A 16,671-nucleotide genomic window follows, 5' to 3' on the forward strand; every position below is an offset into this window, starting at 1 on the left:
CTCAAGCTTGCTGCAGGCGGGCGGCGACGCGTTCGCCGCAGGCCATCGCCGCCGATGTCATGATGTCCAGATTGCCGGCGTAGGCCGGCAGATAGTGGGCCGCGCCTTCCACCTCGATGAAAACCGACACCTTGAGCCCGCCGCTCCGCGCCAGTTCCGGATAGGCCGCCAGCGCTTCCGCCGGCAGCGCCTCGAACTGCACTTCCTGTTTCAGCCGGTAGCCGGGCACGTAGGCGCTCACCTTGTCCGCCATCGCGGCCACCGAGCGCGCGATCGCGTCCCGGTCCGCCGGCGCGGTCAGACAAAACACCGTGTCCCGCATCATTAGCGGCGGCTCCGCCGGATTGAGGATGATGATGGCCTTGCCGTGACGCGCGCCGCCAACACCCACAATGGCCTGGGCGGTGGTTTCGGTGAATTCGTCGATATTGGCGCGGGTGCCGGGACCGGCCGATTGGCTGGCGATGGAGGCGACAATCTCGCCGTAGAACACCGGCGTCACCGCGGCTACCGCCGCCACGATCGGGATGGTGGCCTGGCCGCCGCAAGTGACCATATTGATGTTGGGCGCGTCCAGGTGCGCGTCCAGGTTCACCGCCGGCACCACATAGGGGCCAATGGCGGCGGGCGTCAGGTCTATCACCCTGACCCCGCGCGGGCGCAGCAACTGCTCGTGGCGCGCGTGAGCGCCGGCCGAAGTGGCGTCGAACACCAGGCGGATGTCGGCGGCGCCGGGCATGGCCAGCAGCCCTTCCACGCCCTGGTGGCTGGTGGCCAGGCCCAGGCGTCGCGCGCGGGCCAGGCCATCGGAATCGGGATCGATGCCTATCATGGCGGCCAGTTCCAACTGCCGGCCGTGGCGCAGGAGTTTGACCATCAGATCGCAACCGATATTGCCGGAACCGATAATGGCCGCTTTGACGCGAGCGGGATGGTTCATGAGGAGGCTCCCTGAAGTGAGGCGAAACGGGCCGAGACTTCGCCCAAGCCCTGGATGCGGGCGGTGAACACATCGCCGGCTTTCGCCGGCGCCATCGGACCCAGCGCGCCGGTCAGCACGATGTCGCCGGCCTTGAGCGGCTCGCCGCGCCGCGCCATCGTGTCCGCCAGCCACAACGCGGCCAGCAGCGGGTTGCCCAGACAGGCCGCGCCGACGCCCACCGAAACCGGCTCGCCGCGCAGTTCCAGCGTCATGCCGCAGCCGAGCAGATCGACATCGGCCAGCCGCCGCGGCCGGTTGCCCAGCACGAACAGGCCGCTGGACGCGTTGTCGGCGATGGTGTCGCTGATGCGGATATCCCAGCCGGCGATGCGGCTGTCCACGATCTCCAAAGCCGGCAGCACCGCGTCCACCGCGCGGAACAGATCGGCCAGCGTGTGCTTGTCATGGTCCAGGTCGCGGCCCAGCAATAACGCCACCTCCGCCTCTATCTTGGGCTGCAGCAGCCTGCGGCTGTCGATCTCCTCGCCGTCGCACAGCGCCATGTCGGCGAACAGACGGCCGAAATCCGGCTGGGACACGCCCAATTGCCGCTGTACCGCCAGCGAGGTCAGGCCGATCTTGCTGCCGACCAGCCGCCGCCCCTGAGCCTGGGCATGCCGGACATTCAGCGTTTGCACCTGATAGGCGGCGTCGACGTCTCCCTCGCCAAGCAAGCCGCGCACCGGAGCGCAGGGCTGGCCGGTTTCGGCGGCGCGACGCAACTGCTCGGCGGCGGCTTGCAATGTGGATGATGAAGCTGGGCTCACGGTTCTCTCCTTATCAAGCGGTCCGGCGCGGCCAAACCGGCCGTTCAAACAGGGACGCGTTCCAGTCTATGGGGCGCGGCAATAAGGAGAAAATGAATATGCGGGCTTCTGCTATTCCCTAAAGTTATGCCATAGTCTTGATCGTCCCGTCCCAACCGCACAGGAGCGCCAATGGATCCTCTCACGCCTTTTTCCGTGCAAGACATGGTGCTGAACCGGCTCAAGCTGCGGCCGCTCTTGGTGTTCGATCGGGTGCTGCGCTGCCAGTCCATCGCCCGCGCCGCGCGCGAGCTGAACCTGACCCAGCCGGCGGTGACCAAGGCCATACGCGAGCTGGAACAACAACTGGACACCGTGCTGTTCCTGCGCGGCAACCGCGGCGTGACACCCACCGAATACGGGCTGCTGCTGGGCGAGCGCGTCAAGGCGGTGATCGCCGAGCTGCGCTATCTGACCGACGAGATCAACGCCTTCAAGGGCGGCATTTGCGGGCATGTGATCGTCGGCACCCAGATCTCCGCCAGCGCCAGCCTGCTGCCGCAAGCCATCCTACGGCTGAAGGCGCACGCGCCCAAGCTGCTGGTCACCGTGCGCGAGGGGCCACAGGATTATCTGTTTCCGGCGCTGGCCGCCGGCGAGCTGGACCTGGTGGTGGGCCGCCTGCCGGACCCGGAAGCGCCGCTCACCCGCAAGCTGCCGCTGCGCCATCAGCCGCTATACCTTAACCGGCTGTGCATCGTCGCCGGCGGCCACCATCCGCTGCTGGCCGCGCCGCCGTCCAGCCTGGCCGAACTGCGCGACTGGCCGTGGATCCTGCCGCCGCCGGATTCGCCGGCCCGCCTGGTGGCCGAGCAGTTCTTCCACAATGCCGGCCTCGCGCTGCCGGACAATCTACTGGAGTCGCTGTCCTTGCTGACCAATGTCAATCTGCTGGTGGACTCGGACTGCCTGGGCCTGATGCCGCGGCTGGCGGCGCGCCGCTTCGCCGCCGCCAAGCTGCTGGCGGTGCTGCCGTTGGACGAGGTGGGGCCGCCCACCGCCGTCGGCTACTCGGTGCGCGCCGACAAGCCGCTGCCGCCGGCGGCCAGGCAGATGATAGACAGCTTGAAACTGGCCGCAGCCCAGCTGGACGCGGCGGATCAGGTATAAGCGCAGGGAATAGCAAGACTCGATTTATTCATTTTCACGAGGAGGCCCGCGTTTCCTACACTCGCCGACATGGCGCCGCCCCATACCTCGGCGGCGTCCAAACACCGTTGACGAGGATAGAAACCATGAGCCGTCCCGCCCTGCTGCCGCTGTACATCAATGGTCGATTCGAAGAGGAAGGCGCCCGCTTCGACAACATCAGCCCGGTGGACGGCCGCCTGTTGAGCCAGGCGGTAGAAGCCGACGCCGCTCAGGTGGCCCGCGCCGTCCAGGCCGCCAGCGACGCGCTGCAAGGGCCTTGGGGCCGCTACAGCGCGCCGGAACGCGCCGCCTTGCTGCACAAGGTGGCCGACGGCATCCAGGCGCGCTTCGACGACTTCGTCGCCGCCGAGGTGGCGGACACCGGCCGCCCGCTGCATTTGGCGCGCACGCTGGACCTGCCTCGCGCCATCGCCAATTTCAGAACTTTCGCCGACCTCGCCGTCGCCCAGATCGACGATTGCTGCGAAACACCGCAAGCAGACGGCGGCCTGCTGTTCAACTACACCGTGCGCAAGCCGCTGGGCGTGGTGGCGGTGATCGCGCCGTGGAATCTGCCGCTATTGCTGCTGACCTGGAAGCTGGGCCCCGCGCTGGCGATGGGCAACACCGTGGTGTGCAAGCCGTCCGAAGAGACCCCGTCGTCGGCCGCCTTGCTGGCCGAAGTGATGGACAAGGCCGGCATCCCCGCCGGCGTGTTCAATCTGGTGCACGGCTTCGGCCCCGGCTCAGCCGGGGAATTCCTGACCCGCGCGCCGCAGATCAGCGCCGTGTCCTTCACCGGCGAATCGCGCACCGGCAGCGCCATCATGAAGGCGGTGGCCGACGGCGTGAAGGATATTTCCTTCGAGCTGGGCGGCAAGAACGCCGCCGTGGTGTTCGCCGACGCCGACTTCGACACGGCGGTGGCCGGCGTGGCCCGCTCGTCCTTCTTCAATACCGGACAGGTATGCCTGTGCACCGAGCGGGTCTATGTGGAACGTCCGATCTTCGATCGCTTCGTCGCCGCGCTGAAAGCCCGCGCCGAGGCCCTGAAGCCGGGCTATCCGGACGAGGACGGCGTGGACCTGGGCCCGCTGGTTTCGCGCCAGCACCGCGACAAAGTGCTGTCTTACTTCGCGCTGGCGCGCGAGGAAGGCGCGGTGGTGGTCACCGGCGGCGAAACACCGCGCTTTGGCGACGCGCGCGATCAGGGCGCTTATGTGCGCCCGACGATCTGGACCGGCCTGCCCGACCACGCCCGCTGCGTACGCGAGGAGATCTTTGGCCCGGTCTGCCACATCGCGCCGTTCGACGACGAGGAGGAAGTCCTCCGCCGGGTCAACGACAGCCCTTACGGCCTGGCCTGCGCGCTGTGGACCCAGCGGCTGGACCGCGCCCACCGGCTGGCGCGGCGCGTCCAGGTCGGCATCGTCTGGGTCAACGCTTGGTACGCGCGCGATCTGCGCACCCCCTTCGGCGGCAGCAAACTGTCCGGCCTCGGCCGCGAGGGTGGCCGCCATTCGCTGGATTTCTACTCCGACATCAGCAATGTCTGCGTCAAGCTGTGATGCGCCGGGAGAACGCCGCCATGCCCGCCACACTGGATGTTGACCGTTTTATCGACCAAAACCGCCTCGGCCCCTTCCACGCCGTCTTGCTGACGCTGTGTTTCCTGGTCATGTTCGCCGACGGCTACGACCTAGCGGCCCTGTCCTACATCGCGCCGGCGCTGATGGAACAATGGGGGCTGAGCAAGCCGCAACTGGGCCAGGCGCTCAGCGCCGCGCTGTTCGGCCTGGCCGGCGGCGCCATGCTGGGCGGGCCTCTGGCCGACCGCCTGGGCCGCAAACCCGCGGTGATCGCATCGACGCTGCTATTCGGCGTCGGCAGCCTGCTGACCGCGGCGGCGGACTCGCTGAGCACGCTGACCGTCTATCGCCTGCTCACCGGCATCGGCCTGGGCGCGGCCCTGCCCAACACCATCACCCTGCTGTCCGAGTACAGCCCGGCGCGGCGGCGCGCACTGCTGGTCAGTTCCATGCTGTGCGGTTTTCCGCTGGGCGCCGGCGCCGGCGGCTTGTGCGCCGGCTGGCTAATCCCCTCCTATGGCTGGCGCGCGCCGCTATGGCTGGGCGGCGTCTTTCCCTTGTTGCTGGCGCTGGCGCTGTACCGCTGGCTGCCGGAATCGGTGCGCTATCTGGTGGCGCGCCGCCGCTCCGTCGCCGATATTCGTCAGCGGCTGCGCCGTCTCGCCGCCACGCCGGAACTGGAACGAGCCGCCGCCTTCCGCCTTGGCGGTCCCAGTGAAGACGCTCCGCGCAACGGCCTGCGCGCGGTGCTGAGCCGGCCCTTGGCCGCCGGCACCTTGCTGCTCTGGCTCAGCTGTTTCATGAGCATGCTGATCTATTACCTGGTAGTAAACTGGATGCCGCTACTGTTGAAAGAAGCCGGCCTCTCGCTGAGCCGCTTCGCCTGGATCAGCGCGCTGTTTCCGCTGGGCGGCGGCGTAGGCTCTATTTTGCTGGGCTGGTGGATGGGCCGTGCCGAACCGCACCGCCTGTTGGCGGCCAACTTCGTCGCCTCCGGCATGCTGGCCTGGGCGATTGGCGCCGCCGTCGCTCAAGGCGAGCAAGGCGGGCAGCTGGGCTTGCTGGTGTTCTGCATGGGCTTCGCTTCCGGCGGTGGACAATCGGCGCTGGCTTCGCTGTCCGCCGCCTTTTATCCAACCCATTGCCGCGCCAGCGGGGTGGGCGGCATGTACGGCGTCGGACGCGGCGGCGCCATCTTCGGCGTGCTGGCCGGCGCGGAGTTAATGCGCCAGCAGGCGCGGCCGGACTGGATTTTCAACGCGCTGCTGCTGCCGGCGATTATCATAGCCATCTCCCTCTTGCTGAAGCGGCGACGCTACGCCCCCAGCCTGACGCGAGAAATCTGAACCGCCGCCCTTATCTCGCCGGCGCGGCCCCGTCCGCTCCAAACGCCAGGTCTCCCTCGTTGAAACTCATTTCCATTGCCTCCCCGGCGGCGTCCCGGCAACTTACCGCGAAATCCGGCCGCTCCGGACTCTTGCTGCCGGGGTGCAGCCTGACCGACGTCACTTCCATGCAGTCGCGCACTAGCGCCGCTTGGCGCCCCACATCCGCCAACGCCGGCGCCCAACCGCAAAAGGCGCCGCCCGCGAAGGACTCGGAACCGCACAACTCCCCCGCAGCTTGTTCGGCCCCCGGCAGCACTACGCCGGCGATTTCCTTCAACTCCGCCTCGTTCCTAGATGCGGCCTGTTGCTGGCTGGGCCAAGCGGTATAAGCCAATACGCCTGCTCCGGCCAGCAAAGCGGCAAACACCACGCCCACATGCGTCCATTGCAGGCGGGAAGCTTGCCCCGGTTCCTGCCGCGGCAGCGGCTGAGGGTACATTTCCTGATAAGGCGCCTGGCACAACGGACACGCGTAATGCGGCGCTCTCTGATCGCGCGGAGAATCGCCGCGCGAGTATCCGCAGTGTAAGCACAGTTTCTTTTCCATTGGCACTTCTCCCCAGGTGGAAGTCAGTCACGCTCGCCGGCGCTTTTAGAGCTGCTTCCCAAATGATTGACGCCCCCATGCGTACGTCCTGACATGCTAACAAAGAAATGCCATTGCAGTTTCACATCGCCGTCGCGACTCTTGCACTAGCGCTTTGGCCAGGTGCAATCCAATCGGATTGCTTGCCGGCGCGCACTCATCTGACCGGGGCTCGCAATGGCGCTCCAGCAGGCTTGTGAATAGCGGCTCAACTCGCGCCAATATTAAACCATTTAATTTAAACAAATATTTAACTTTGTTTCTTATAAGAGTTGTGCTAGCTTAATTTAAACAATATGAAACAGTAGTTTCAACAAAATACAAAAAGATCTGCTGAATGCTCGTGAATTGCCTTGATGGAGATAATATGTTTACCGTACTAACAATCTTTGGCACCCGTCCGGAAGCCATCAAGATGGTGCCCGTGATCCACGCACTACAAGACTGCCCGGGCGTGGCGTCTAAGGTCTGTGTGACCGGCCAACACCGCGAGATGTTGGATCAGGTATTGGACTTTTTCGAAATCCGCCCGGACATCGACCTGAAGCTGATGCAACAGGGACAGAGCCTGGCGTCTTTGACCGCCAGGCTGGTGGACGCGCTAGACAAAGTCCTAGAGGAAGTCCAACCCGACGTCGTGCTGGTGCACGGCGATACAGCCACCACGCTTGGCGCCAGTCTGGCCGCGTTTTACCGCCATATTCCGATTGGACATGTTGAAGCGGGATTGCGCACCGGAGACTTGTCTTCGCCTTGGCCTGAGGAAATGAACCGTCGCGTCACCGGCATTCTTGCGTCTTGGCATTTCGCTCCGACGGAGGCTTCCCGACTCAACCTGCGGAATGAAAAGGTCGACCCTGATCGGATATTCATCACCGGCAATACCGTTGTCGATACCTTGCTGTTGGCGGTGAAGAAGCTGGAACAACAGCCGGATCTCAAGGCCGGCATCGCCTCCCAGTTTGCCTTCCTGCCCCCGGAGGCCAGAGTGATACTGGTCACCGGCCACCGCCGGGAAAATTTGGGGGAGAGGTTTGAAAGCTTCTGTCGCGCGCTGGTGCGGCTGGCCGAGCGCTACCCCGACGTGGACATCGTCTACCCGGTGCACCTCAATCCCAATGTGCGCAAACCGGTGTACGCGCTGTTGTCCCAGGTGAGCAACATTCATTTGATCGACCCGCAGCAATACCTGCCCTTCGTCTATCTGATGGCCCGTTGCCACCTCATCATCACCGACTCCGGCGGCATACAGGAAGAGGCGCCTGCGCTGGGCAAACCGGTGCTGGTCACCCGGGACACAACGGAAAGACCAGAGGCGCTTGCGGCCGGCACCGCCATGCTGGTGGGCACGGAAACCGAGCTCATCGTCCAACACGCCAGCGCCTTGCTGGATGACGAGGTGGCTTATCAACGCATGTCTCAAGCCCATAATCCCTATGGCGACGGCGACGCCGGCAGACACATCGCCGCCATTCTCTCGTCACTGCCGCGTCGGCGGCAGGCGGCGAACACAGCCAGTCGGACCGTCGATGCGCTCGCTCCCGTACCCGGGAGATAAGCATGCCCCCGCGACTCCTACTCTGGTTGATCCTGCTGATGTGCTGTTACCCCGCCTGGTCCGCCGTGGACCCGTCCAAACCGGCCGCCAGCCACCCGCATCGCCACGGCGCGGCCACGTCTACGGAGAGCCAGGCCGCCATGGCGGCTCTGCCCATGGACCCAGACGAACACCCCTCCTCTGTCAGCCCCACAGTGAGCATCCAGGGGGCCTCGGACAATGTCGATCTGCGCCATACCCAGCAGTTGATCCTGGACCAGATCGAAGAAGCCCGTCGCCGCACCGTCAGCCAGGAGGACGACCCCCTGCTGCGGCGCGACACCGCAACGCCGTTCATCTGGCCTTTGCGCGCGCTGAGCTTCGTGCTGTACGGCGTGGTGCTCTTGGTCGTGGTGTACGCGGCGCGGCATATGGCGTTCACTTTGAACCGGCTGTTCGGCCATCAGCGCCACCCCTATCTGGACATTGAAACCGCGCAATGGCCCAAAGTCACGGTCTTCATCGCGGCGCACAATGAAGAGGCCGTGATTGCCGATGCGATGGAAGCGTTGCTTGAGTCCGACTATCCGCCTGGGCAAATGATCATCATGCCTGTCAACGACCGCTCCACGGACGGCACGCGCGCCATCATAGACCGCATCGCGGCGCGCAGACCGGACGCGATCAGGCCGTTTCACCGCACCCAGGGCAAGCCTGGCAAAGCCGCGGCGCTGAAAGATGCGACGGCATTGATCGACACCGATATTTTCATCGTCTTCGACGCCGACTACCTGCCAAGCCGCGGCCTGCTCAAGCAATTGATCGCGCCGTTCTTCGATCCGGAAGTCGGCGCCGTGATGGGCCGCGTGGTGCCCTTGAACCCGGGCGCCAACCTGTTGACCCGCATGCTGGACATGGAGCGCGCGGGCGGCTACCAGGTGGACCAGCAGGCCAGGATGAATATGAAGCTGGTGCCGCAGTACGGCGGTACGGTCGGCGGCATTCGCGTCGCCGCGCTCAACAGCGTGGGCGGCTGGCACGACGACGTGCTGGCGGAAGACACCGATTTGACCTACCGCCTGCTGATCGGCGGCTGGCTCACGGTCTACACCAATCGCTCCGAGTGCTACGAGGAGGTGCCGGAGAGCTGGCCGGTTCGCATCCGGCAATTGATGCGCTGGACGCGCGGCCATAATCAGGCGCTGGCGCGACATGTCGGCCGTCTGCTGAGCACCCGAGGAGTGCAACGGCGGGAAAAACTGGACGGGCTTCTGCTGTTGGGCACTTACGCCATGTCCCCGCTGCTGCTGCTCGGCTGGGCCATCACCTTGGTGCTGTTCTTTTTCGACAGCATGCTGCCGTCCCCCGGCCTCCTGCTGATCCTGGCCCTGGTCTGCTACAGCGCGATGGGCAATTTCGCCGCCTTTTTCGAGATCGGCGCCGCCTGCTATCTGGACGGCAACGGCAAAAGACTGCGTATTTTGCCTTTCGCCATTCTTGGCTTTTTGGTCAGTCTGGTCACCATTTCCCGCGCCACGCTGCAGCAGTCGCTGGTCGAACCCTTCAAGAAAAACAGAACGCTGCATTGGGATAAAACCAAGCGGTATCGGAGACAGCCGGGATGATGGCCATACTTTACGTGCTCGGCGTGGCGCCGCTGATCGCGCTGCCGCTCTTGCCCGGTCTATTGGAGTTGCTGCGCAAGACCGACGCCTCCGCGCTGGGCATCAACCGGCTGCACACCGGCACCGCCGACGTCTTCGCCCGCAACTACCGGCAACGGCTGGAAACGCTGGACTTGGGCGAGCGGCGGCAGGACTGGAACGCTCGCCTGGACGCCATCGGGCCGGAAAACCGCCCGGTCGTGGACGAGGAGGTCTTGGCCGCGGGCGAGTTGCGCATTCCGGCGCGCTTCAGTTTCCTGAAAGAAATCCATTGCGACGACAACGTCGTCACCGGTCCGGGCGTGATCCTGCGCAGCGTCTTGGCCGACGGCGATCTGAACCTGGGACGGAGCAGTTCGATTCTGCGTTGGGCCGGCGCCCGTAACGTCCGCATCGAGCCGGACAGCCTGTTGTTCGGGCGCACCGTGGCGGAGGACACCCTGGATATTTCGGGACCTGTCCGCTTCCAGCGCCTTCAAGCGGCAACCATCCGCATGGGAGAAACCCCGCGCCATCAGCCCCCGGCCACGCCGCTGCGTGAGGTGGATATCGAAAGTTTGGAAACGCCCCACCCCTTTAACTCGGAAATGCGCCGCGCGGTAATGGACGGCGATTTCCTGCTACCGGAAAACAGTTTGCTACGCGGACACTTGGTGGTGCGCGGCGGCTTGAGCATCGGCCCCGGCTGCCGGATCGAGGGCAGCGTCAAAGCCAGCGGACCCGTCCGCCTAGCCAGAGGAGTGGTCGTGGACGGCGCCGTTGTTTCCGATGACTCCATCATCTGCCGCGAGAACTGTCTCTTGCTGGGCCCGGTTGTTGCCGACCGGATTGTCGTCATTGGCGCCCATTCCGTATTGGGCGCGCCGGACTCGCCCAATACCGTTTCCTCGCGCTTGGTGCTGCTCACGCCGCCCCTGATCGCTCACGGCACTATCTGGGCCCGCATCCGCGGCAAGGTGCGCGGCCGATGAAGCATCTATGTTTACTGCTGGCCTTGTGTTGCGGAACAAGCCAGGCCGCGGACAGCGCATTCAAGCTGCCTGGCTACCAGGACGAGGACGGCGCCATTCTGCTGCAAGCGCATGGACGGCATGTCGACCCCTATTTCGCCATGAAAGCCTTGCTGACGGCCGAGGAGCTGGGGCTGTCCATCGCTCCGGCCACGGACGCTTGGGTGGCGTGGCTGGCGCCCAGGCAGGAGCGCAACGGCAGCTTTCCCCGCTTCGAGCGCCAAACGGACGGTGCCTGGCGCCGAACGGCCGACGCCGACGCCGACGACTCCACGCTGGCCATGTGGATTTCCCTGCTGAGCCGGCGGTATGGGCAACAAGACATGCCCCCGCCGCTTCAGGCATCGCTGGCGCGCGCCAGGCGGGCGCTGTGGCGACTGAGGCAAACCCGCAGCGGCATTTATGACTATGCCGCGGGCGTCAAGCTGGGCTACCTGATGGACAACGTCGAAGTTTACGCCGCGCTGCGCGACGACTGCGCCAGAACAGGCGCCAGTTGCCGGAGGATGCGACAGTTGGCCGCGGCGCTTCCCAAAGCGTTTTGGGAGACGAAAACCCGACGCTGGCGCGTAGCCAGCCGCGACCTTCCCCCTGTCGCCTTCTACCCGGAAGCCGCCGCGCAACTGTTCCCCCAAATGGAGGGCATGCCGGCGATGCCGGGGCAAGCCTCCTTCGACGCCTGGCTGCAGGGCGAAGGCCGGCCCTGGCTTGCTCAGGACAAGGCGCATCTGGACTTCCCATGGGGCGTGCTGGCCCTGGCCGCGTTAAGAGACGGCCGGGAGGACGCCGCGCGCGCCTGGTTGCAGAAGGCGGCGCCCGCGCGAGGAACCCCGCGCTGGAATGTGCTGGAGGAGGCGGTTTTTCAAGGACTGGAGCGCCGTCTGGCCACAACGGCGGAGCAAGAACAAAGGTTGGAAAAATGAATAAGATTCGATCCTGTCCCCGCTGGGTGTTCATCATCCTGCTGCTGGGGCTAATACTGGCGGCAAGCGCGATCTGGCACAGCTTGCGCGCAAGGCAAACGCCGCAGCCCCAGGCTTTCATCGCCTTGCTGCTGCCGGACAAACCGGCCAGCGGCAAATACTCGCTGGCATGGCAAGACGCCGCCAGCGAAGGCGGCGTGGCGATGATGCAAATCACCGCCAGCCAACTGGTGGACATGGAACCGGAGCAACGCGCCCGTCTCCGCGGCATCATCTTGCCGGACACGATACACCGCTATGTCGATGCGGCGCTGACCGGAGTGCTGGAGGAGTACGTGCAGGCCGGCGGCGCTCTATGGATCAATTACGACGCCGCCAGCGAAAACGCCGGCGGCCGCTTTTTGGACAAACCGGCGCTCTCGCGCCTGGTGGGCGTGGATTATCTGCTGTACCGGGAGTTGGGCAAGCAGATGGTGCGCAGAGATTTGATGTTGATGCCGCCCTCCGCCGTTGCCGAGCTGGGCATCACCCCCGGCCGCTTCCAGCCCTATCCGGACGGCAAATCCGCCTTGCTGCAAGCCTCGACCTACGGTTACGACCAGGCGGCGTTCAGCTACCTGGCGACCCGCGGCAGCTTCCCGGGACGCGTGCTGGCTCAAGGGCCGGACGGCACCTTGATTGCCGGCGTGCGCGATTACGGCCGCGGCAAGGTCTTGTTCGTCAACCTGCCGGTCACTTTTCTCAAAATACGCACCGACGGTTTGTGGCTGCAGTCCTACCTGCACTTCTTCAATAGCCAAGTTCTACATCTGCCCCAATTGGCCTCCGTGCCGGACGGCGTGGGCGGGCTGGTAATGAACTGGCACGTCGACGACGCCAACGCCATTCCCTATCTGGACTTGCTCAAAAAACTGGGTTTTCTTGAGCAAGGCCCTTATTCCGTCCATTTCACCACCGGGCCGGACACCAATCAGCCCGGAGACCACCGAGGCATGGACCTCGCCCATAACCCGAAGGCTCAGGACTGGGTTCGTCGCTTGAGCGAGCGGGGTTACGAAATCGGCGCGCACGGCGGCTGGGCTCACAACTACTTCGCCTTCAACATCAATGAGCATAACGGCAAACGCTGGGAACCCTATCTCGCCAACAACAAGAAAGATCTTGAAAAACTCACCCAACAACCTCTCACCGAGTATTCAGCGCCCAACGGCCACCATCCGGACTGGGTAACCACTTGGCTGCGCCAGCACGGCGTGCTGGCTTATTACTACGTGGGCGACCTGTCCATGGGGCCCACTCGAGCCTATATCGATCCAGCCAACATGCATGGCCGGCCCTGGGCCTTCCCGGTATCGGCCAACGGCGGCATCGCCTCCTTCGAAGAAGCCGTGCGCAATAAACTGCCCAGCGCCCAGATGACGCTTTGGCTGCAGGACATGACACGTTTCGCGGTGCAACAGCGGGTGGCGCGCCTGGTTTATTTTCATCCTCCGGGTGTCTATTTCTATCAGCAAACCGTCCGCGAATGGCTGGCCCAAACCCGGACTTTGGGCAAGCAGGGCGTGTTTCATTGGTACACGATGACCGAGCTGTCCCGTTTCCTGTCCCAACGAGAACTGACCCAATGGCAAGCCGCGCCGGCGGAGGGCCGGGACGCGTCCTGGATCAGCATAAGCGCGCACAACCCAAAGACCTTGGCGCGGCAAAGCTGGCTGCTGCCCAAAACCCCAACGCCGCCCATGCTGAGGTCCGGCCAAGCCGATATCGAAGCGCTGCCGGACGCTTGGCGAATCACCGCCCGATCCGGGCAGGACCTTAGATTTGAATACGTGCAAACAGCGAGCAACACTTTGGAGAGCAGCCATGCTCAGTAAACGATTAGCGCAAATCTGCCTTTTGGCCCTGTCTCTTGCCGGGCATGCCCGCGCCGACGAAATGGCGGCCCCTGATACGCCGGAAACGGCGTCCGCTCCCGCAGATGTCGAGACAGAGTCCCCGCCGTCAGCGCCGGAGCCGTACTCATGGGCGCGCAGCATCGAGATCGGCGCGCAACACTCCCGTCTCACCGGAAACAACCCCGCCTGGGATGGCGTTTATCTGTCCGGTGTCTGGCAAACCGACGCCGGCAACGTCTTCGATTGGACCGCGGAGCAGGACAGCCGCTTTGGCGAACGGGGCATGGCCTTGAACGGCGGCTGGAACCACGACATCAACCCGGACTGGTACGGCAGACTGGAGTTGGGGCGCAGCAGCAGCGGCACCTTCTGGCCCGGCACCCACTACGGCGCGGCCATCAACCGGAAATGGCTGCCCAACCGCAATCTAGTCACCACCTTCGGCCTGGCCTACAACGACAATCGCCAAGGCTATAGCGACCGCATTCTGACCTTGGGCATGGTCTATTACTTCGACGCGCCCTGGGTCGTGGAAGGCGGCGTGCACCGCACCTTGAGCAACCCCGGCAGCGTAAGCTCCATGCAGGGTTACGGCGCGGTGACTTATGGGCGCGACCGCTGGCGCCTGATCACCCTGGCCGTCAACGCCGGCGGCGAGGGTTATATGCCCATCGGAGTCGACCAGCCCAAGCAGAGCTTCGACAGCCAACTCTATCAACTGAGCTGGAGGGAGTGGATAGGCAAGCATTGGGGCATCCATGCCGCCGTTGAACGCTATCACAGCCCCTATTACGAGCGTACCGGCATCACTACCGCCGTGTTCTGGAACCTGCCATGAGCCTTCAAGAACGTCTGAAACATTTCAAGGCGCTGCGTCACACCGGCCATGGGGGGGAGCTCATCTCCCTGCACCGGGCCATGCGCACTGAATCCTTCCAACGTCTTCGTTGGCTGGAGATCATCGGCATTCCGCTGCTGTTCAACCTGTTGCTGCTCGCCTTCCTGCCGCAAACGCTTGCGCTATGGAGGTTCGTCACGCAATCGAGCATAGAGGTAACCGGCGTGCCGGCCCAGCTCTCCAGCCTGGAGATACTGAACGGGCAAATACCAGGTTTATGGCTGCCCTGGCTGGATCTGCCGGCCTCGGTGCCCTCGTTTTGGCAATGGTGGGGCAACGGTCTCGCCGGCCTACTGCTGCTATCGCTGTCGTTTTTGATCAGCCCGGAAAACATGCCGATGCGCTACTTGCTGCGCTTGTTCGTCATCATCCATGGCTGCTCCTGCGTTTACTTCGCCCTATTGCCGGCGGCCTTCAACCACTCTCTTCCCGAATATCACAGCTCCTGCCTGACATTTGTGCTGACCTTGCTGTTTTTGATGCCCTGGGTGCACGCGCTGACCTTTCACGTGCTGGAAAAACCGCTCTGGCACAAGTTTGCCCTCACCGGGGTCTCCCTGGCCTATCTGCTGCTTGAGGCTCCGTTGCATTACTTTGCCGCCGCCCTGGTGCTGCACTACGGCTCGCTGCTGTTCATGCCCCTGCTGTTCATACTGGGCAGCCTGATGATGGAGGTCATGATGATGATTGCGCTATACGCCTGGGCGATGAGTTGGGAGTAAAAACGGCAAATCCCCTGATGCGAAATATATCCGCGGCCTCTCATTCAAACCGTGCGGCGCGCGTATCCTGTGGCGTGGATCGCAATCAAGACAGGGAGGACGCATGGGTTTCAGCGCAGATGAAAAAAACAAGATGGTGGCTTTGAGAGGCGTGGGCGCCACCGTTGTGTCCAGACTGGAGCAAATCGGCTTTTCTTCCTTGGCGCAGTTGGCGGACCAGGACCCGGCCTTGCTGACGCGCCAGATCGCCGACATGATGGGCTCCAGCTGCTGGCACAACAGCCCGCAAGCCAGGGCCGCCATCCAGGCCGTTGTCGATCTAGCGCGCGGAACGCGGCCGGGCCAAGGCAACCAACCTTGACCCGATTGCCAGATAGACGAGCCGCCAAGCTAGCTGCGCACTTTGGTCTGATCCGGTATATTGATTCTCATGCTCCAATCGCCTCCTCGTGCAGCCAGCGCTCAAGCGCGCGGACACAGCTGGAGGCGTCAAATAGCTGGCAAACCCTTTAAGGCCAGTGAAATCAAAGGTTCAAGCCAAAATGCTATTGATGATCGACAACTACGACTCCTTCACCTACAACCTGGTGCAGTACTTCGGCGAGCTGGGTCAAGAAGTCAAGGTGTACCGCAACGATGAAATCTCCTTGCAGCAAATCGAAGAGCTGCAGCCTAAATACCTGGTGATCTCGCCCGGCCCCTGCACGCCCAACGAGGCGGGTGTGTCCGTGCCGGCCATCCAGCACTTCGCCGGCAAGCTGCCCATCATGGGCGTGTGCCTGGGGCATCAGGGCATAGGCCAGGCTTTCGGCGGCCGCATCGTCCACGCCAAACAACTAATGCACGGCAAGGTATCGCCGGTTAAACACCGCGATGTCGGCATGTTCCGCGGCCTGCCCAATCCAGTGACCTGTACTCGCTACCATTCCTTGGTGATCGAACGCGAGACGCTGCCGGACTGTCTGGACGTCACCGTCTGGACCGACGACGGCGAAATCATGGGCGTGCGCCACAAGACGCTGCCGATCGAGGGCGTGCAGTTTCACCCGGAATCCATCCTCACCGATCACGGCCACGCAATGCTGGACAACTTCCTGAAAGAGTTCGCCTGATGAAGAGAATGTTGATGCTGAGCACCGCGCTGGCTTTGTCCAGCGCGGCGCAGGCCGGCGCGCTGGACGACTGCATGCGTACGGAAGCGCAGACTCCGGTGGTATCCACCTGCCTGCAACAGCGGCTGAGCAAAGCCGAAGCCGAACTAGCCCAAAGCGAAAACAGGGCCTCCGCCGCGATGCGCGAGCTGGACCAGATCACCGGCAACCGCTACCGCGCCCGGCTGGCGCTCAGCCAATCCAAGCGCGCCTTCAAGACCTATCTGGACAAGCAATGCCGTTGGGTGGCCAGCAGCTACGCCAGCGGCAACGGCGCGGACCAGGCGCAAGCCGCCTGCCGCGCCGACCTGATCGAGCAGCGCCTCTCCCAGCTGGCGGCGCACGCCGGCAATTGAATTTTTGGACGGCCCGCCTCCGCGCGGCGCCGC

The 16,671-nt window shown here is 64.0% G+C and carries 16 protein-coding genes; 13 read left to right on the plus strand and 3 right to left on the minus strand.

The window, feature by feature from the left end; translation table 11 throughout:
* Nucleotide 1: 1 nt before the first annotated feature.
* Together GYH29_RS11890 and GYH29_RS11895 are read right to left on the minus strand one after the other, a co-directional pair.
* Nucleotides 2-940, minus strand: coding sequence for an acetaldehyde dehydrogenase (acetylating) (locus GYH29_RS11890; protein ID WP_081574538.1), 939 nt, complete (start codon nt 938-940; stop codon nt 2-4).
* Nucleotides 937-1,749, minus strand: a complete 813-nt coding sequence (locus tag GYH29_RS11895) for a 2-keto-4-pentenoate hydratase (RefSeq protein ID WP_081574537.1) — start codon at nt 1,747-1,749, stop codon at nt 937-939. The genes GYH29_RS11890 and GYH29_RS11895 overlap by 4 nt, the downstream gene beginning before the upstream one ends.
* A gap of 171 nt (nt 1,750-1,920) precedes the next feature.
* Between GYH29_RS11895 and GYH29_RS11900 the strand changes: the two genes are divergently transcribed.
* From GYH29_RS11900 to GYH29_RS11910, 3 genes are all read left to right on the plus strand, one after another.
* Nucleotides 1,921-2,898 (plus strand): LysR substrate-binding domain-containing protein, encoded by a 978-nt coding sequence (locus tag GYH29_RS11900; RefSeq protein WP_043590620.1) that lies wholly within the window; start codon nt 1,921-1,923, stop codon nt 2,896-2,898.
* A 125-nt stretch (nt 2,899-3,023) separates the two neighbouring features.
* Complete coding sequence (locus GYH29_RS11905) at nt 3,024-4,487, plus strand: 2-hydroxymuconic semialdehyde dehydrogenase (protein ID WP_019100651.1); 1,464 nt, start codon at nt 3,024-3,026, stop codon at nt 4,485-4,487.
* A 20-nt stretch (nt 4,488-4,507) separates the two neighbouring features.
* Nucleotides 4,508-5,854, plus strand: a complete 1,347-nt coding sequence (locus GYH29_RS11910; RefSeq protein WP_198001671.1) for an MFS transporter — start codon at nt 4,508-4,510, stop codon at nt 5,852-5,854.
* A gap of 10 nt (nt 5,855-5,864) precedes the next feature.
* Here GYH29_RS11910 and GYH29_RS11915 read toward each other — a convergent pair whose 3' ends face one another.
* On the minus strand, nt 5,865-6,335 hold the full coding sequence (locus GYH29_RS11915; RefSeq protein ID WP_146176135.1) for a hypothetical protein: 471 nt from the start codon (nt 6,333-6,335) through the stop codon (nt 5,865-5,867).
* Nucleotides 6,336-6,849: 514 nt separating this feature from the next.
* Here GYH29_RS11915 and wecB point away from each other — a divergent pair.
* The 10 genes from wecB (at nt 6,850) to GYH29_RS11965 (ending at nt 16,638) form a co-directional block, all read left to right on the plus strand.
* Nucleotides 6,850-8,040, plus strand: a complete 1,191-nt coding sequence (gene wecB, locus GYH29_RS11920) for a non-hydrolyzing UDP-N-acetylglucosamine 2-epimerase (RefSeq protein WP_174243639.1) — start codon at nt 6,850-6,852, stop codon at nt 8,038-8,040.
* A gap of 2 nt (nt 8,041-8,042) precedes the next feature.
* Nucleotides 8,043-9,644, plus strand: a complete 1,602-nt coding sequence (locus tag GYH29_RS11925; protein WP_198001672.1) for a glycosyltransferase family 2 protein — start codon at nt 8,043-8,045, stop codon at nt 9,642-9,644.
* A complete protein-coding gene (locus tag GYH29_RS11930; RefSeq protein WP_019100656.1) occupies nt 9,641-10,654 on the plus strand; it encodes a hypothetical protein in 1,014 nt (337 codons plus the stop codon). The genes GYH29_RS11925 and GYH29_RS11930 overlap by 4 nt, the downstream gene beginning before the upstream one ends.
* The gene (locus tag GYH29_RS11935; RefSeq protein WP_019100657.1) at nt 10,651-11,616 is read left to right on the plus strand and encodes a hypothetical protein; all 966 of its coding nucleotides are present in this window, start codon (nt 10,651-10,653) and stop codon (nt 11,614-11,616) included. Before GYH29_RS11930 ends, GYH29_RS11935 begins: the two co-directional genes overlap by 4 nt.
* A complete protein-coding gene (locus tag GYH29_RS11940) occupies nt 11,613-13,490 on the plus strand; it encodes a polysaccharide deacetylase family protein (RefSeq protein WP_019100658.1) in 1,878 nt (625 codons plus the stop codon). The genes GYH29_RS11935 and GYH29_RS11940 overlap by 4 nt, the downstream gene beginning before the upstream one ends.
* Before the next feature lie 61 nt (nt 13,491-13,551).
* The gene (locus GYH29_RS11945; RefSeq protein WP_157222003.1) at nt 13,552-14,349 is read left to right on the plus strand and encodes a YaiO family outer membrane beta-barrel protein; all 798 of its coding nucleotides are present in this window, start codon (nt 13,552-13,554) and stop codon (nt 14,347-14,349) included.
* Nucleotides 14,346-15,131 (plus strand): hypothetical protein, encoded by a 786-nt coding sequence (locus GYH29_RS11950; RefSeq protein ID WP_019100660.1) that lies wholly within the window; start codon nt 14,346-14,348, stop codon nt 15,129-15,131. Before GYH29_RS11945 ends, GYH29_RS11950 begins: the two co-directional genes overlap by 4 nt.
* Nucleotides 15,132-15,234: 103 nt before the next feature.
* On the plus strand, nt 15,235-15,492 hold the full coding sequence (locus GYH29_RS11955) for a hypothetical protein (RefSeq protein WP_019100661.1): 258 nt from the start codon (nt 15,235-15,237) through the stop codon (nt 15,490-15,492).
* 181 nt (nt 15,493-15,673) lie between these two features.
* Nucleotides 15,674-16,243, plus strand: a complete 570-nt coding sequence (locus tag GYH29_RS11960; RefSeq protein WP_161523810.1) for an aminodeoxychorismate/anthranilate synthase component II — start codon at nt 15,674-15,676, stop codon at nt 16,241-16,243.
* Entirely contained in the window at nt 16,243-16,638 is a 396-nt protein-coding gene (locus GYH29_RS11965; protein WP_161523811.1) for a lysozyme inhibitor LprI family protein, read from the plus strand. The genes GYH29_RS11960 and GYH29_RS11965 overlap by 1 nt, the downstream gene beginning before the upstream one ends.
* Nucleotides 16,639-16,671: the final 33 nt, after the last annotated feature.

The organism is Chromobacterium haemolyticum (genome assembly GCF_009936155.1).
Lineage (GTDB): Bacteria > Pseudomonadota > Gammaproteobacteria > Burkholderiales > Chromobacteriaceae > Chromobacterium > Chromobacterium haemolyticum.

Excerpts from the sequence above, each read along its gene's own strand:
- GYH29_RS11890 (WP_081574538.1), bottom strand. The coding sequence starts at position 940 with ATGAACCATCCCGCTCGCGTCAAAGCGGCCATTATCGGTTCCGGCAAT.
- GYH29_RS11900 (WP_043590620.1), top strand. The coding sequence starts at position 1,921 with ATGGATCCTCTCACGCCTTTTTCCGTGCAAGACATGGTGCTGAACCGG.
- GYH29_RS11905 (WP_019100651.1), top strand. The coding sequence starts at position 3,024 with ATGAGCCGTCCCGCCCTGCTGCCGCTGTACATCAATGGTCGATTCGAA.
- GYH29_RS11910 (WP_198001671.1), top strand. The coding sequence starts at position 4,508 with ATGCCCGCCACACTGGATGTTGACCGTTTTATCGACCAAAACCGCCTC.
- GYH29_RS11915 (WP_146176135.1), bottom strand. The coding sequence starts at position 6,335 with ATGTACCCTCAGCCGCTGCCGCGGCAGGAACCGGGGCAAGCTTCCCGC.
- wecB (WP_174243639.1), top strand. The coding sequence starts at position 6,850 with ATGTTTACCGTACTAACAATCTTTGGCACCCGTCCGGAAGCCATCAAG.
- GYH29_RS11925 (WP_198001672.1), top strand. The coding sequence starts at position 8,043 with ATGCCCCCGCGACTCCTACTCTGGTTGATCCTGCTGATGTGCTGTTAC.
- GYH29_RS11930 (WP_019100656.1), top strand. The coding sequence starts at position 9,641 with ATGATGGCCATACTTTACGTGCTCGGCGTGGCGCCGCTGATCGCGCTG.
- GYH29_RS11935 (WP_019100657.1), top strand. The coding sequence starts at position 10,651 with ATGAAGCATCTATGTTTACTGCTGGCCTTGTGTTGCGGAACAAGCCAG.
- GYH29_RS11940 (WP_019100658.1), top strand. The coding sequence starts at position 11,613 with ATGAATAAGATTCGATCCTGTCCCCGCTGGGTGTTCATCATCCTGCTG.
- GYH29_RS11945 (WP_157222003.1), top strand. The coding sequence starts at position 13,552 with ATGGCGGCCCCTGATACGCCGGAAACGGCGTCCGCTCCCGCAGATGTC.
- GYH29_RS11950 (WP_019100660.1), top strand. The coding sequence starts at position 14,346 with ATGAGCCTTCAAGAACGTCTGAAACATTTCAAGGCGCTGCGTCACACC.
- GYH29_RS11955 (WP_019100661.1), top strand. The coding sequence starts at position 15,235 with ATGGGTTTCAGCGCAGATGAAAAAAACAAGATGGTGGCTTTGAGAGGC.
- GYH29_RS11960 (WP_161523810.1), top strand. The coding sequence starts at position 15,674 with ATGCTATTGATGATCGACAACTACGACTCCTTCACCTACAACCTGGTG.
- GYH29_RS11965 (WP_161523811.1), top strand. The coding sequence starts at position 16,243 with ATGAAGAGAATGTTGATGCTGAGCACCGCGCTGGCTTTGTCCAGCGCG.